Source organism: Acinetobacter sp. TY1 (genome assembly GCF_048551395.1).
GTDB lineage: Bacteria > Pseudomonadota > Gammaproteobacteria > Pseudomonadales > Moraxellaceae > Acinetobacter.
This window is the reverse complement of the sequence record NZ_JBLYZK010000001.1, coordinates 1-15,865: the sequence shown is the minus strand read 5'-3', so window position 1 is coordinate 15,865 and position 15,865 is coordinate 1. Positions and strand designations below refer to the sequence as shown.

Here is a 15,865-nt window from a genome sequence, read left to right as displayed (position 1 = left end):
ACTATTGTATAGCGCATTATAAAAACTGTCCCACAACATATGATCAATATCCTTTGAATTACATGGTATCTATAAGCTTTTGCAACAGCGTGTGAACACATTTTGTTTTACACTCAATAGCCTATATATAACGATCTTGTCCAAACGAAAATATATGACGGATACTCCTGTACATCAAAAATTACAGCCTCAATTTTTACTGTTGGTGTTCCTTGTATCTATCGGTTTTTTTATGCAAGGTTTGGACACCACCATTATTAATACGGCACTGCCAACTATCGCAAAGGATCTCAATGAAGATCCCTTACGTATGCATGGTTTGATTATCAGTTATGTTTTATCTGTCGCTGTGTGTATTCCTTTAAGCGGTTGGTTGGCAGATCGTTTTGGCATTCGAAATACTTTTTTTGCTGCTATCGTTATTTTTACTTTCGCCTCACTCGGTTGTGCACTGTCTCATAGTTTTTATTCACTAATCAGCTTTCGTGTCATTCAAGGCATTGGTGGTGCTTTACTCATGCCTGTTGGGCGTCTTGCTATGCTTCGACTGATTCCACGAGAACAATTTCTCTCTGCGATGAGCATCATGAGCTTAGCAGGATTATTGGGTCCATTAACTGGACCTATTCTAGGAGGATGGTTAGTTGAATATATGTCTTGGCATTGGATCTTTCTGATCAATGTACCCATGGGGCTACTCGGCATGTTTATGGCTTTTAAAATCATGCCAAACCGCACCGAATCGAATGTGAAAAAGTTTGATTTGAGTGGCTTTATTTTATTGATGATTGCGATGGCAGGCATGGCGCTTGGTATTGAAAATATGGCAAGTCATGAAGTGTCTGGTACATTAAGCATCGGACTATTTATTTCAGGATTTATTGCAGCTTTTCTCTATGCTTGGCATGCCCATCATCATACCAATGCTTTGTTTCAAAGTAAGTTGTTTAAAAATAGAATTTACGCCATTGGTATTGTCGGTAATTTATTTGCACGTTTTGGTGCCAATGCTATTCCCTTTATTGTACCGCTTATGCTTCAAGTTGCGTTCCACATGGAACCTTTGATGACCGGAATCATGATGACTCCTGTCGTCTTAGGGTCTCTTTTTTCTAAACCAATTATTCGCCCAATCATTCAGCAGGTAGGTTATCGTCGTTTTTTACTCCTTAATACAATCTTGGTCGGTGCTTGTATTGCAAGCTTTGCCTTAACCACGGCAGATACACCTTTTTGGCTTCGCGCCCTACATTTCTTTATTTTTGGCGTACTCAATTCACTACAGTTTGTCAGCATGAATACCTTAACGCTCAAAGATCTGCCACAACAAGATGCGAGTAGCGGTAATAGTTTCTTGTCAATGATTATGATGTTATCCATGAGTATCGGGATTGCGTTTGCAGGAACTTTACTAAATATCTTTACGGCACATTTTGGACAAGCACACATTACACAAGCCTTTCATACAACGCTGATGATTTTAGGTTCAATTAATATCATTACAGCTTGGATCTTTTATCAACTTCCAAAAGACCAACAAATCTAAGTAAATAGTCACTATGCGCTTAAGCATGCAGTAAAAGATAGTTTTGAAATGTCGTTCACGCTAAACTATGAGTCGTAGATCTTTTCTTTATTTTTAAAATTATGCTTTAAATCATCATGGCAAAAAGTAAAAAATATAAATTTCATCAGCTCAATAGTAAGTTCATCTTATTTACTTTGGTAATGTTGAGTGCCTTTGCCTTGATAATTACATTGATTATCTATAATAAACAAGCTACTGCAGAGCCCTATACCATTAAAGGCTTTGATGTGTCACATCATCAAGGTGAGATCAATTGGAAAAAAATTTCTCCACAGCAATATCAGTTTGTATATTTAAAAGCGACTGAGGGTGGAGATTATCAAGATGATCACTTTCAAAATTATTGGCTAAAAGCTCGTGAACAAGGTTTACATGTCGGGGCATATCATTTTTTTAGGCTTTGCCGTGATGGTGCAATTCAAGCACAGAATTTCATTGCAACTGTCCCAAATAAACCTGATGCCCTCCCGCCTGTAATGGATTTGGAATATGACAGCAATTGCATCAATACACACACCAAAGAACAATTGCTCAAACAAATTCAAATCATGCATGACCAATTGCGCTCACACTATGATAAACAACCAATTTTTTATACTTCAAAAGCTTTTTATAACATTGTTCTTTTGGGAGAATTTAAAAATACCCCCATTTGGATTCGTGAATATAAAGAACAGCCTAATCTGAAAGATGGTCGTAAATGGACATTTTGGCAACACAACAATCAGGGTAAAATTTCAGGCATTGAAAAACCTGTCGATTTAAATGTGTTTTATGCTGATGCCCAAGCATGGCAACAATTTCTAAAGAAAAGCCAAATCATTCAACAGTAAAAAGGCGTGAAAAAAAAAATTCTGTATAATAAATGTGCTCATTGATCATGCCGAAAAACAAATCTTTAGTTTATTTTGCCGACACAAGCTGTCGTTTATTCTCTTGATGATGCATCTAAATCAATTTATTCAGGTTAAAATTGATTTTACCTACTCATATCACCTCAGCATGAAGACATATGTATGAGAAAAATCATTCATATTGATATGGACGCATTCTATGCATCCGTTGAACTCCTTGACCGACCTGAACTGAAACATTTGCCTGTGGTGATTTCTTCACATCACCCACGTGCAGTGATTGCAGCAGCGTCCTACCCTGCTCGTGAGTTTGGTCTACGTTCGGCAATGTCGATGTCACAAGCCAAAAAACGCTGCCCTCAAGTCATTGTGATTGAACCTAATTTTGAAAAATACCGTGATGTTTCTGTAAAAATTCATCAGATTTTTCAAAATTATACGGGACTAATTGAACCTCTTTCACTCGATGAAGCTTATTTGGATGTCACCGAAAATTTAAAAAATATTCCAAGTGCGACAGAAGTTGCAGAATGCATTCGTGCTGATATTTTTCAAACGACAGGACTGACTGCTTCGGCAGGTGTTGCACCAAATAAATTTCTCGCCAAAATTGCCTCAGATTGGCATAAACCAAATGGTATCTGCATTATTAAACCGAATCAGGTTCAGCATTTTATTCAACATTTAGCACTGAAAAAAATTCCTGGTGTAGGTAAAGTCACGCAAGAAAAATTAAAAAGTCTCAATTTAGAAACGCTTGGTGATTTACAGCGAGTCGATGAAAATTTTCTGATTCATCATTTTGGAAAGTATGGCAAACAACTATTTTTATATGCGCAAGGTATTGATGATCGTCCTGTGCAAGCTGAACGCCAACGTCAACAAATTTCTAAAGAAACTACCTTTGATGATGATTTGAATATTCACCAATGTCAGTCCTATTGGGGCAATTTGATTGAACGAGTTTGGATCAGTTTAGGAAAACGTCAAATGCAAGCACGAGGCGTTACTGTCAAATTAAAACTTAAAAATTTTCAGGTTTTACAACACAGTAAAAGTTTTAAACAGCCTCTTAACTCACAGCAAGAAATGATTCAAGTGATTCAGATTTTACTGAAAGAAATGAATATTCCTGAACATTTTCAATTCCGTTTAATTGGTGTTGGACTTTACCAACTCTCTGAACAGCAAGAAGAATCTCAGTTATCTTTATGGCAATAAAAAGTTGAAGCTCAACTTTTTATTGGGTCTGAATCACAAAAATATTTGTTATCTTTATACTAATGATTCATACAGACTATCATTTTTGATGAATTATTAAACAACACATCAATATTCGACTAAATATTTATCCCCAATGATCAAAAAATAGCGTACTCTGTTCCCCGCAATACATTACCCATGTTGTTGCCGAGATATCAAAGTCATCAATACTTACGATATATTGTCCTGTGATTGGCGTGACGATCAAATCCGAATATTACAGGGCGCTCAGAATTTAACATGGGGAAAAACCCTCAAAATTCTATTCTTATAGATTTTTTGCACTTCAAATACTCAATTTCAAATATTAAAAATATCATCCATTACAAAGTTCACTTAAACTTCACCTAAATCACATCGCCATTCTGCTTCATTTTCAGTACACTGAAATTGTTGTCACTTATGTTTTAAGCCCATGAATAATAAAAAACAAATCTTATGTGTAGAAGATGATGCTGCCATTATTATGCCTCTACGTTATGCACTTGAACGCGAAGATTGGCTGGTGACTTGGGCAAATACAGGCATGTCTGCTATTCAACAAATTGAGCAAAACCACTTTGATTTTATTATTCTAGATGTTGGCTTACCTGATTTAAGCGGATTCGAAGTCTGTAAAAAAATCCGAACCTTTAATCATACACCTTTGCTCTTTTTAACTGCTCGAGATGATGAAATAGATCGTATTGTTGGGCTTGAAATTGGCGCAGATGATTATTGTGCAAAGCCTTTTAGCTCAAGAGAAATTGTATCTCGCATCAAAGCCATTTGGCGTAGAATGGAAATTCAACAACAACTTCTTGCTGAAAAACAGCAATCCATTTCGTCACAACAGCCTTCTAATATTTGGCAATGTCAGGATGAAACCTTGCAAATTCATTACTATGCCATTGCCTTACAACTCACCCGTTATGAATATCGTTTACTAAAATTACTTATCCAGCACCCCGAACAGGTTTTTAGCCGCCAACAATTGATGGATCATGTATGGGAACATCCTGAGCATAGTTTAGAGCGCACAGTCGATACCCATATTAAAAGTATTCGTAATAAACTCAAACAGATCTCACCTGAACATGAACCCATTGAAACGCATCGTGGTTTTGGCTATAGCTTGAAGCGGATGAGCTAAAGCATGTCTATTTTTATCCGTATTTGGTTTTTCTTCGGGTTAATTATTTTGCTCGGTTTATGCTTTATGTCATATACCTTTAATCAGCAAGTCAAACCCAATGTCCGCCAAGTGGTAGAAGATACCCTTGCAGAAAATGCCAATATTATCGCCATGTTAGTGGCTGAAGATGTTCATGATGGCAGAGTCGATACAGCGCAGTTCGATCAAAAAATTCAAAATGCGCTCAATCGCAAACTTAATGCCAATAATTGGCAACACAATAAAAATGAGATCAATCAACAAATTTATATTACCGATGCCAAAGGTAAAGTGATTTACGATTCTCAAGGTATTGCCACAGGGCAAGATTATTCAAAATGGAATGATGTTTATCTAACTTTACAGGGCAAATATGGTGTGCGTTCAACTCGAAGTTATGACCTTAAAGGTAATGACAGTGGTGCTTATAGCAGTACTATGTTTATTGCAGCACCCATTTTTTATCAGGTGAATGGAAAAGCCCAACTAATTGGCGTGGTTAGTATTGGTAAACCGAATATTTCAGTACAACCCTATATTCAACGTGCGGAAGATCAATTGCTACGTCAGGCGGGTTGGATTGGTTTGATTAGCCTGTTTTTGGCAAGTTTAGTTGCCTATTGGCTCAAACATAGTATTGATCGCGTTCGTAAATATGCACAGGCACTTGCACCCGTTAATCAAACTCCCTATTTCCGTTCTGCTAAAGAACTCAATCAAGTAGCTCAAGCCGTTGAAAATATGCGGGAAAAACTTGAAGATCGTGCTTATGTCGAACATTATGTCAATACACTAACCCATGAATTAAAAAGCCCACTCACGGCGATTCAAGCAAGTGCTGAATTGCTCAAAGAAGATCTCCCCTTAGAAGATCAGCAACAATTTGCAACCCATATACATGAGCAAAGCCACCGACTCAAAACATTAATTGATCGTATGTTGTTATTGACACGACTTGAAAAATCTCAGCATCAAGTTGAACCACAATATTTCAACTTATCTGAGCTAATTCAACAAGTTTTAGATCAACATGCGAGTCAGATTCAGCAACAGCAGATACAATGCTTACTCGATATTGAACCCAATTGTATGATTAGTGCCGATCGTTTTTGGATTCAGCAAACCCTTGCCAATGTTCTTGATAATGCTTTGGACTTTACCCCATCTACAGATAAAATTTTTTTTAAACTCATTCATTTAGATAATAAAAAAATTCAAATTAGCCTGTTCAACGAAGGTGCTTCAATTCCTAATTATGCATTACCTCAAATCTTTGATACTTATTTTTCTTTACCCCATCCCAGCAATCAACAACGCAGTTCAGGCATTGGTCTGAGCATCGTTAAGCAAGTGATTGAACAACATCATGGACAAATTAAAATTGAAAATATTCAATCCAATCACATTACTAAATTAATACCCCATACATCAGGCGTCTTAGTCAGTATTGAATTGCCGTTGTAATGAATGTTGTCATGAACCCTCCAAAAAATTTGGGTATGGCATCTGACGTACTTCACCTAAACTTCACATTGAAATCAATTTACACTCAAATAAAACACATATAGCACTCGCAAACTGTCCTCATCGAAAGAACAACAAGGAACTGCGATGCGATCAAATTTTTTAACCCTCAAAATTATTGCTATTATTATTTTAACGGCAATATTTTGGGTCGGGCTCAATTTCATTTCAAACTTGGTTTCAGAGCGACAACGATATCAACAAGACTTCTTACAAGATATTGCTCAGAACCATATCCGCCCTCAAAGCATTGTTTCACCGTATATTCGTGTACCTTATCAAGAAAATAGAATCTGTCAAAATGAGAAAAAAGAACCCTATAAGTGTATCGAAACTCATTGGACACTGATTGGCGCAGATCAAACGCACTGGACATCACAATTTGATGTCTCTGATAACCAATATAAGCGTACTATTTACCGAGCAATCAGCTATCAAGCACTTCTCACAGCACAAGGTAGTTTTCAAAAACCACTTTTAGAACAACACCCTTATCAATGGAATCAAGCGGAAATTGTATTGCCCGTGTCTGATCCACGCGGTTTAAATCAGAATCCAACGATCAATATTTTAAATCAAAATTATCAGTTTGAAATTACTCCACAAGATACTACCAATTCAGGACTAAATTTTATGCGAATTGGCGTAAAACAACGACCTGAACTGCTCAATGCCATTCAAAATGGTTTTCAATTTAAACTGCAAGTAAATACCGCAGGACTGAATAAATTTACCCTTATTCCCACTAGTAATGTGATTACCTACGCTGCAAAAGGCAATTGGGCAGATGCTAAGTATGATGGTCAAAGCCTACCTTATAAAAAGAATAGTGCTGAAAAACAATTCTCTGCACAGTGGAAAAATATTGCACTTGGGCAACAAAATCTTAATGTTTTAGCAAACTGTACTGCCAATAATGGAAATAATCAAAATTGCTTAAATCCATTGAAATCATCACAATACTCAGACAATGAAGAGAATTATACTGCTGAAAATACTCATGAAAAAATCGGGCTTTCTACCGAATTTTTAAAATCCGTCAATGTCTATACTCAAACTGACCGTGCCATTAAATACGGTATTGTGATTATCCTCATTACCTTTGGCTGTTTCTTCCTATTTGAAGTACTGAAAAGTTTACACATTCACCCAATTCAATACGCATTAGTGGCAATGGCGCAAGGCATTTTCTTTGTCCTTTTACTCGCAATCAGTGAATATTATGCTTTTGCATGGGCATACATGGTGGCTGCTATTGCCTGTATCAGCCTGATGACATGGTATTTATTCTTTGTCATGAAAGGCTTCAAAGCTGCTGCCTTATTTGGCGTTATTCTCAGTATCCTGTACGGCATCATGTATATGTTATTGCAATCGTCAGGAAAAACATTCTTGATGGGTTCGGTGATCGCTTTCATTATCCTGAGCATTGTGATGTTCATTACCCGAAATATCGATTGGTATCAATTGAATGGACGGACTGAACGTGAATTAAAAATTTACACTCCACCACAATAATTCACCCTTGAGTGGATGGCACACTACCATCCACTTTTTAAGTATCTTTAAAATAAAATGATTTTGATCCATAGGTCTAAAAATGAATATTTCTATACAGAAAAAATATCCAAAACAGCAAAACACAACACAAATTCAACAACTCTGCCCCCTAGAATGTTCGATTGCATTCTGCTTAAATCAATTACGTTCAGCCAAAATTCAATTTCTCAATTTGGGAAATCTCGTGATTTGTCCAAAAAAAAACTGCCTGATTATTTTTAAATACAAAATGTTGATTCGAATCGATACACTCACCAACAAGCAACACACGGCACAAAATCTGAAAATCAGATGTGCAGATGGCTCATGATCACGTAAACTTTAAGCTAAGAGAAAATGTGAGAATGACCATGACTGTACAACGTCTGCACGTTGCAAAACGCTTTTCTGAAATTGCAATTTCAGGCAATTTAGTTCATTTAGCAGGACAATTGGCTAGTGATTTCAGCTTAGATATTAAAGGACAAACACAGCAGACACTCGATATTATTGATCAGTTTCTTGCAGATGCAGGTACCGATAAAAGCCATATCATGTCTGTGACCATTTATTTAAAAGATATTGATAAAGATTACGATGCATTTAATGAAATTTGGGATGCTTGGGTATCAAATATTGAAGCACTGCCACGTGCGTGTGTAGAAGCGAAAATGTATCATCCTGATGTTCTTGTAGAAATGACAGTTGTTGCTGTTAAACCTGAATAAAATATAGAGTCAAATAAAAATGCATGGTTTAGACCATGCATTTTTTTAACCAAAAATACGAATACGATTTACTGTATTTAAATACAGATCAGACTTCCCCATACTCATCGTATACTCCTGTTCAGGCTGATGCATCCCTGTAAACTCCATCAGAAAGTCTTCACGTAATTGCTGATATTCCGGAGCACCGTTATAGCGAACCATTCGATACCCTGCCGATTCCAGTAAAGCATCTTGATGTGCCTGTTGTTTCATGCGCTTCAACGCATGGATGTCATCTAAAGCCACTATTGCAATCACTTTACAATTTTTATCAAGCACCACGAAGTCTGCAAACATCTTTTGATATTTACGGCGAGTGTGTAAATATTTAGTAGTCAACAAAGCATCAAATGAAACATGAGCCAATACATTTGCTTCAGGAAGCACTTCTTTTAAGCGAGTAAATGTCATCATCTCAATTGAATTAAAAACAGCTCTACGACGTAATGCACTGTCATTTTTTTTGTCATTTTTCAAGTTGTTGAAAAAAACAACACTGAATAGACTCAGTATGATAAGGCTTACGATAACGATCAAATCCATGATTTATTATCCTTTCATTTTTTATAATATTCGGCTTATGACCGATTCTTCTTGGTTCTAAGTTCTATTATATAACTGATTATTGCTATAGCTTAGTTTTGTAAAAAAACAATATGAATCATTACACGATTATCTCAAACATTAACAATTCGTTGCGAGACAATTTTTTAAATCTAAATGGTATTCATGAATTAACGATCATTTATACAATTATACATTTGAACTAAACTATATTTTATTCACGTAATATGACATTTTTATGAAAATACAACAACTATATATTTATAGCGGTATTTTCTATAAAGTACAAATATTTCCGATAAAATTATTAATATAGAACCGTTTATTTTAAATTACCTATTCAAAATTTTACTCTGATTTTCGGCACTTGTTCTCAACATTAAAAAAGGATGCCGAAGCATCCTTTAATTTATTCAAAAATAAAGTCGTATATTTAAAATACTTTATGCCTTAGCTTTACCTTTATTTTTAGGCTTAGACCCACCAAATGGCTTTTTACTGTCCCCTGTTTCACGTGGAGGCAAACCTGTATGTTGCGTTAAAATTTGACCACGCTCAGGACGTTTTTTGGTATTTGAAGGGCGTGACTGACCTTGTGATGCCTTAGTACGATTGCCTTGCTCACCATTACGTTTTTGCGAATCACCATCTACCGTAGAGTTTTTCTTACGCGCAGATTGGTAATTACCCTCTGCCGAACCCGCAGGCTGATAGGTCGGAATCAAATGATGCTTCGAATTACCAATCAAATCCTGACGACCCATTTCTTTCAAGGCTTCACGGAGCAACGGCCAGTTATTTGAATCATGGTAACGCAAGAATGCTTTATGCAAACGACGACGTTTGTCACCTTTTACAATATCGACATTTTCAGTATAACGTGCCACTTTTGCGAGTGGGTTTTTACCTGTGTAATACATAGTTGTCGCTGTTGCCATTGGCGATGGATAGAAGGTCTGTACCTGATCGGCACGGAAATCATTCTTCTTCAACCAAATAGCAAGGTTCATCATGTCATAGTCAGTTGTACCCGGATGCGCTGCGATAAAGTACGGAATTAAATACTGTTCTTTGCCTGCTTCCTTACTGAAACGCTCGAACATCTGCTTGAAACGGTCATAGGTACCTATGCCCGGTTTCATCATCTTGTTCAATGGACCTTTTTCAGTATGTTCAGGGGCAATTTTTAAATAACCACCCACATGATGGGTCACCAATTCTTTCACATATTCAGGGTTCAAAACTGCAAGGTCATAACGTAGACCTGAACCAATCAGAATTTTTTTCACGCCTTTAATAGCACGTGCTTTACGATATAACTGAGTCAGCGGTGCATGATCGGTATGTAAGTTTTGGCATACACCTGGGAATACACATGATGGCTTACGACAGTTCTTTTCAATCTCAGGATCTTTACACTGCAAACGATACATGTTTGCTGTTGGACCACCTAAATCAGAGATAATGCCTGTAAAACCAGAAGCTGTATCACGAATTTTTTCAACTTCGCGTAAAATCGATTCTTCAGAACGATTCTGAATAATACGACCCTCATGCTCTGTGATTGAACAGAAAGTGCAACCACCAAAACAACCACGCATGATATTCACAGAGAATTTAATCATGTCAAATGCAGGGAAACGTGCTTCACCATAAGATGGATGTGGCAGACGCGCATAAGGCAAATCAAACACATAATCCATTTCTTCGGTGGTTAATGGAATTGGTGGTGCATTCAACCACACATCACGTTCACCATGCTTTTGTACCATTGCACGTGCATTGCCGGGATTGGTTTCCAAATGCAAAATACGGTTAGCATGCGCATATAAAACAGGATCTTCTGCAACTTCTTCAAATGCAGGTAAGCGAATGACCGCTAATTCACGGGGTGGTAATTTATGCTTAATGGCTTTAGATACAGGTTGTAATTGAACAATCTGTGTATCTGCATCCAAATGATCGCCTTCACGAATAATTGGATTAGCAACAAGTTCTTTTTGGAAATTTTGATATTGAGTTAAAGAGTTACCTTTATCTTTCTCAATCTCACAGCCATCTAAATCTTCTGTCATCACATAAGGGTTGATGATTGGATCAACACGACCAATTGCATCGACATCATTCGATGCAATTTCAACAAACTTAGATTTAGAGGCACGATTATGCTTATTGACAATAAATGCCGTACCACGAACATCTGTAATGTCTGTAATTTTTTCACCACGCGCCAAACGGTGCATGACTTCAGTAATTGAACGCTCGCCATTGCCGTACATGAGTAAATCGGCTTTCGAATCCATCAACACCGAGCGGCGGACTTTGTCTGACCAATAATCATAATGAGCAATACGACGCAGTGATGCTTCAATCCCACCCAATAATACAGGAACATCAGGATAAGCTTCACGAACACGCTGACAGTACACAGTCGCTGCACGGTCAGGACGTTTATTTGGAACGTTATCAGGAGAATAGGCATCATCCGAACGGATTTTACGGTCAGCCGTATAACGGTTGATCATCGAATCCATGTTCCCTGCGGTTACGCCCCAAGCGAGATTAGGCTTACCCAATACTTTAAATGCTTCGGCAGACGTCCAATCAGGCTGTGCGATAATACCAACACGAAAACCTTGTGCTTCTAAAACACGCCCAATAATGCCTGAACAAAAAGATGCATGATCGATGTAAGCATCGCCACAGACCAAAATAAAATCACAACTGTCCCAACCAAGTTGATCCATTTCCTCACGTGACATCGGCAAAAATGGGGCAGGCTCAAAGCACGAAGCCCAATATTTGTCGTAATCAAACAACGCTGTAGGCGCAGTTTGAGCAGTATAAGCAGTAGACATGATGAGTAATCTCGATTGGCAGTTGGCGATCGGGAGATGATCTAAGATGAAAGCCGATCATTTTACCATGAATTCTGCTCATGTTGCTTGATTAAAAAACAAACATTTTTACTTTATGAGTGTCAAACATCATATAAACACCGATCCATTTAATTGAATAAATAAATATGATGAATGAAAACTCAAATAAATATGCTAAATCAGTTGATTATGAAATACTCTATCTAAAATCAACTTAAAAATGAGTTTACATGTCAGCTATGTCAATTTTTTCGTGGCATTTCATTCTAAGGTTGAGTATAAAAATAAAAGGAGCAAGCCGAAGATCTTGAACAATTCAAACGAAGTAGCATTCAATTTATTCAGCAAAATATTAGCAACTAAGAAAAAATCATTTCAATTTATCTTCAATTTTTCCTGAATTTGGATCTGCTTCAATTTAAATGCAATGAATACCCCAATGATCAGAACAAGTGTAATGGCTATAGTTAAACCAAACCAACCTCCTTGCTCCCAAACCAATCCACCACTGCTCCCCAAGAAACTTGAGCCTAAGTAATAACAAAATAAGTAAAGTGATGAACCTACTGCACGATATTGCAAGGATTGTACCGACACCCAACTACTTGACGTTGAATGTGCTGCAAAAAATGAAAAAGTAAAAATAAGTAATCCCGCTAAAATAGCCCATAAAGTAGGAATGAGCATAATCCAGAGACCGAAAATCATCATGCTCAACATTGCAATGAGGACGTTATCTCTCCCGAATTTATGACTCCAACTTGCTGCACGAGGTGAACTATAAATTCCCGATAAATATGCAATTGAAATGAGACCAATCCACATCTGTGAAAGCTCAAAAGGCTTTTCAAGCAAGTGATAACTCATATAGTTAAACACGGTCACGAAGCAGCCCATCAAAATAAAGCCTTCAGCAAAAAGTAGTCGAAGTCTGACATCTGCCAAATTCTTTTTAAAAGATTCTATAAAACGATTCAAATTAATTGGATAAGCTTTAAAATGTTTCGATGCAGGCAATGCCATATAAAACGTAATGGCAATTAATAAATTAAGTGCACCAATAATGCTAGTCGCTGTCTGCCAAGAGATATAATCGAGTAATACACCAGCGATCAATCGCCCCCCCATTCCGCCAATGGCTGTCCCTGAAATATATAAACCCATGGCAAATCCAACATCTTTTTGCGCAATTTCTTCCCCTATATATGTCATCGCAACAGATGCAACACCACTGACAGCAAGTCCAACCATCATGCGAGTCGCAAGAAATATTTCCCAATAGGGCAAAATTGAACTCATTAATAATAAAATAGAGGTCGAAAATAAGGAGATGACCATAATCTTTTTACGACCAAAACGATCTGAAATTAAGCCTGCAAATAACAGTCCTAAAGCGAGTGCAATGGTCGAAAATGAAAGTGGAAAGCTGCTATGTGTGGGTGTCACCTGAAAGAATTTTGCTAAAAATGGCATCATCGGTTGCACGCAGTACAATGATGAAAAAACAGCAAAACCAGCTAAAAATAGCGAAAAGAGAATAGCAAGAAAGGGACGAGTACCATACTCAATATAATCAGTGGATGTGGACGTTTTAGACATAATCACTCCTCATGTCTAACTCAGTATACGCTTGTTTATGATGATGCAAAAATTAAAACATAAACGCCCCTATTGACCCATTTCAATTTATATTTATCCATAAAAAAACCCTCAACAATGTGAGGGTTTTTCATTATCTTAAATTATTAAGCTTTTGCTGTCACACCTGAACCGATTTTCTCAGATTCATTGCTATTCATAATCAACGAAACTGCAATTGCGGTAATTAACACAGGTAAGCCAACCGCCATAAAATTGAAATGTGCAGGTAAATTCATACCTAACAAACCACCAATTAAAATTGGACCAATAATCGCCCCCATACGACCAATCGCAGATGACCAACCAATCCCTGTCGAACGTACCGCCAATGGATAAAACTGTGCAACATAGCTATACAGCAACATTTGCGAGCCAATTGATGCTGCACCTGCCAAGAAGACTAAAATATAGAGTAGGAATTCATTCGACTGAAAGCCCATTAAACTCATGACTACTGCGCCAATTATACCAAGACACATTAAAACAGGTTTTAAATGGAAACGATCCGCTAAAATACCGCCACCAATAATACCAATCACAGCACCAATGTTCATCACCATCATAAACATTAAGCTGTTATCCATTGAATAACCTGCTGCCATCATTAGTTTTGGCAACCAACTGCTTAATGCATACATCGTGAGTAAACAAGTGAAGAAAGCTATCCAAAACAATACTGTATTCATCGCACGACCACGACGGAACAAACTCATTACACTTGCAGACTCAGGAACATCGACTTTATCTAATTCAAATGTCGTTGTTTCTTTTACTGTGATTGTTGGTTCTAAACGACTTACGATTTTTCGTGCTTCTGCTTGACGATCTTGTTGAACAATAAAAGTTAAAGATTCGGGTAAAAACTTCCAAATTACTGGCAATAAAAATAACGGAATACCTGCAATAAAGAACATGATTTGCCAACCAAAATCTGGGGTGAACCATGAGCCAAGCAAAGCAGCCATCACACCACCTACGGCATAACCACTGAACATACCTGTTACAAGCGTACTACGCATACGAATTGGTGCATACTCTGAGGTTAAGGCTACAAGGTTCGGCATTACACCACCAATACCTAAACCTGCAAGAAAACGTAAAATTGCAAATTCTGTTGGATTAGATGCAAAACCACCTGCAAATGTTAAACCACTGAATAGCACAATACAGATCATAATGACTTTCTTACGACCAATTTTATCTGCGAGCGAACCAAAAATCATCGCGCCAAACATCATACCTGCTAAAGCTGTGCTTGCAAGCATACCCGCCTGCATTGCTGTCAAACCCCACTCAGCCATCAAAAGTGGCAACACTACACCATTGATGGCTAAGTCGTAGCCATCAAATAAAATAATCAATAAACACCACACCAAAACATTAAAGTGAAATGGTCTAAATTTTGCGTGATCAATAATATGATTAACGTTGACTGCTTTATCCGTCATCATTCAATTCCTGTGAAACTATATTTCAAAAAACGCTCTTCCAAATCATTAGTTTCAATATAATTTTTAGAATAAAACCAACGTCGCTCATCAAAGCAATTAAGACTATATTCACATAATTTATACCACTATAGGAATAGCACATTAGTCTTATTGTTCATTTATTTTTGCGACAAAATTCACACTTTGTGTAAATTAAACAATACAGTTTATTTAATTTTTCTTAAGTGATTATTTTTAATACTTTATGAAATAAAATTTACAAAATCATTTTTTGGTAATGCAATCGCTCAAACATCATGCTCTTCATTCAAGGTGATCTATACAATCTAATTCGTTGATAATTCAGTCATGCTTATTGACCAAAAAGGGTCGTAATTTCAGTGCTAAAATCATTTTTATGAATGATAAATTTTTCCATGATGCCTCTTGTCTTTATTTTAGATTCATTACACCCCCCTTAATAATTCATTTTTATTTGAAAATAGTGATTTTTTTATAAATATTTATCGACTTTTCCCCTATTATTTTCTTAAATTTCGTCTATTTTTCAATTTTTTTCACGCAATAAAAAACACCCTCTGTCTTATGACAGAGGGTGTTTTAGATTTAAAAGCTGGCGATGACTTACTCTCACATGGG

12 protein-coding genes are annotated in these 15,865 nt (G+C 36.9%); 8 read left to right on the top strand and 4 right to left on the bottom strand.

All coding sequences use genetic code 11. The features are described from left to right. Positions 1-154: 154 nt before the first annotated feature. From mdtD to ACK2M2_RS00025, 8 genes are all read left to right on the top strand, one after another. Positions 155-1,546, top strand: a complete 1,392-nt coding sequence (gene mdtD / locus ACK2M2_RS00060; RefSeq protein ID WP_419345738.1) for a multidrug transporter subunit MdtD — start codon at positions 155-157, stop codon at positions 1,544-1,546. 182 nt (positions 1,547-1,728) lie between these two features. Further along, positions 1,729-2,421, top strand: a complete 693-nt coding sequence (locus tag ACK2M2_RS00055; protein ID WP_419345880.1) for a GH25 family lysozyme — start codon at positions 1,729-1,731, stop codon at positions 2,419-2,421. 183 nt (positions 2,422-2,604) lie between these two features. Next, complete coding sequence (gene dinB / locus ACK2M2_RS00050) at positions 2,605-3,663, top strand: DNA polymerase IV (protein WP_419345737.1); 1,059 nt, start codon at positions 2,605-2,607, stop codon at positions 3,661-3,663. A gap of 457 nt (positions 3,664-4,120) precedes the next feature. Continuing rightward, positions 4,121-4,837 carry a two-component system response regulator CreB gene (gene creB, locus ACK2M2_RS00045; RefSeq protein WP_419345736.1) on the top strand — a complete coding sequence of 239 codons (717 nt, stop codon included), beginning with the start codon at positions 4,121-4,123 and terminating at the stop codon, positions 4,835-4,837. Positions 4,838-4,840: 3 nt separating this feature from the next. Continuing rightward, positions 4,841-6,322: a two-component system sensor histidine kinase CreC gene (creC, locus tag ACK2M2_RS00040; RefSeq protein ID WP_419345735.1), complete on the top strand. Its 1,482-nt coding sequence runs from the start codon at positions 4,841-4,843 to the stop codon at positions 6,320-6,322. A gap of 147 nt (positions 6,323-6,469) precedes the next feature. Continuing rightward, positions 6,470-7,900: a cell envelope integrity protein CreD gene (creD, locus tag ACK2M2_RS00035; RefSeq protein WP_419345734.1), complete on the top strand. Its 1,431-nt coding sequence runs from the start codon at positions 6,470-6,472 to the stop codon at positions 7,898-7,900. An 82-nt stretch (positions 7,901-7,982) separates the two neighbouring features. Beyond that, positions 7,983-8,252, top strand: coding sequence for a hypothetical protein (locus tag ACK2M2_RS00030; RefSeq protein WP_419345733.1), 270 nt, complete (start codon positions 7,983-7,985; stop codon positions 8,250-8,252). A 40-nt stretch (positions 8,253-8,292) separates the two neighbouring features. Continuing rightward, positions 8,293-8,649: a RidA family protein gene (locus tag ACK2M2_RS00025; protein ID WP_419345732.1), complete on the top strand. Its 357-nt coding sequence runs from the start codon at positions 8,293-8,295 to the stop codon at positions 8,647-8,649. Positions 8,650-8,694: 45 nt separating this feature from the next. On the opposite strand, the gene ACK2M2_RS00020 is transcribed toward ACK2M2_RS00025, so the two are convergent. The 4 genes from ACK2M2_RS00020 to ACK2M2_RS00005 form a co-directional block, all read right to left on the bottom strand. Beyond that, a complete protein-coding gene (locus ACK2M2_RS00020; RefSeq protein WP_409512286.1) occupies positions 8,695-9,234 on the bottom strand; it encodes a DUF2726 domain-containing protein in 540 nt (179 codons plus the stop codon). A gap of 464 nt (positions 9,235-9,698) precedes the next feature. Then, entirely contained in the window at positions 9,699-12,113 is a 2,415-nt protein-coding gene (locus ACK2M2_RS00015) for a YgiQ family radical SAM protein (RefSeq protein ID WP_419345731.1), read from the bottom strand. A 396-nt stretch (positions 12,114-12,509) separates the two neighbouring features. After that, on the bottom strand, positions 12,510-13,733 hold the full coding sequence (locus ACK2M2_RS00010; protein ID WP_419345730.1) for an MFS transporter: 1,224 nt from the start codon (positions 13,731-13,733) through the stop codon (positions 12,510-12,512). A 146-nt stretch (positions 13,734-13,879) separates the two neighbouring features. Then, a complete protein-coding gene (locus tag ACK2M2_RS00005) occupies positions 13,880-15,223 on the bottom strand; it encodes an aromatic acid/H+ symport family MFS transporter (protein WP_409512283.1) in 1,344 nt (447 codons plus the stop codon). Between the last annotated feature and the right edge of the window lie 642 nt (positions 15,224-15,865).

Bases quoted from the DNA above. Each gene is read 5' to 3' on its own strand.
- mdtD (WP_419345738.1), top strand. From the start codon at position 155: ATGACGGATACTCCTGTACATCAAAAATTACAGCCTCAATTTTTACTG.
- ACK2M2_RS00055 (WP_419345880.1), top strand. From the start codon at position 1,729: ATGTTGAGTGCCTTTGCCTTGATAATTACATTGATTATCTATAATAAA.
- dinB (WP_419345737.1), top strand. From the start codon at position 2,605: ATGAGAAAAATCATTCATATTGATATGGACGCATTCTATGCATCCGTT.
- creB (WP_419345736.1), top strand. From the start codon at position 4,121: ATGAATAATAAAAAACAAATCTTATGTGTAGAAGATGATGCTGCCATT.
- creC (WP_419345735.1), top strand. From the start codon at position 4,841: ATGTCTATTTTTATCCGTATTTGGTTTTTCTTCGGGTTAATTATTTTG.
- creD (WP_419345734.1), top strand. From the start codon at position 6,470: ATGCGATCAAATTTTTTAACCCTCAAAATTATTGCTATTATTATTTTA.
- ACK2M2_RS00030 (WP_419345733.1), top strand. From the start codon at position 7,983: ATGAATATTTCTATACAGAAAAAATATCCAAAACAGCAAAACACAACA.
- ACK2M2_RS00025 (WP_419345732.1), top strand. From the start codon at position 8,293: ATGACTGTACAACGTCTGCACGTTGCAAAACGCTTTTCTGAAATTGCA.
- ACK2M2_RS00020 (WP_409512286.1), bottom strand. From the start codon at position 9,234: ATGGATTTGATCGTTATCGTAAGCCTTATCATACTGAGTCTATTCAGT.
- ACK2M2_RS00015 (WP_419345731.1), bottom strand. From the start codon at position 12,113: ATGTCTACTGCTTATACTGCTCAAACTGCGCCTACAGCGTTGTTTGAT.
- ACK2M2_RS00010 (WP_419345730.1), bottom strand. From the start codon at position 13,733: ATGTCTAAAACGTCCACATCCACTGATTATATTGAGTATGGTACTCGT.
- ACK2M2_RS00005 (WP_409512283.1), bottom strand. From the start codon at position 15,223: ATGACGGATAAAGCAGTCAACGTTAATCATATTATTGATCACGCAAAA.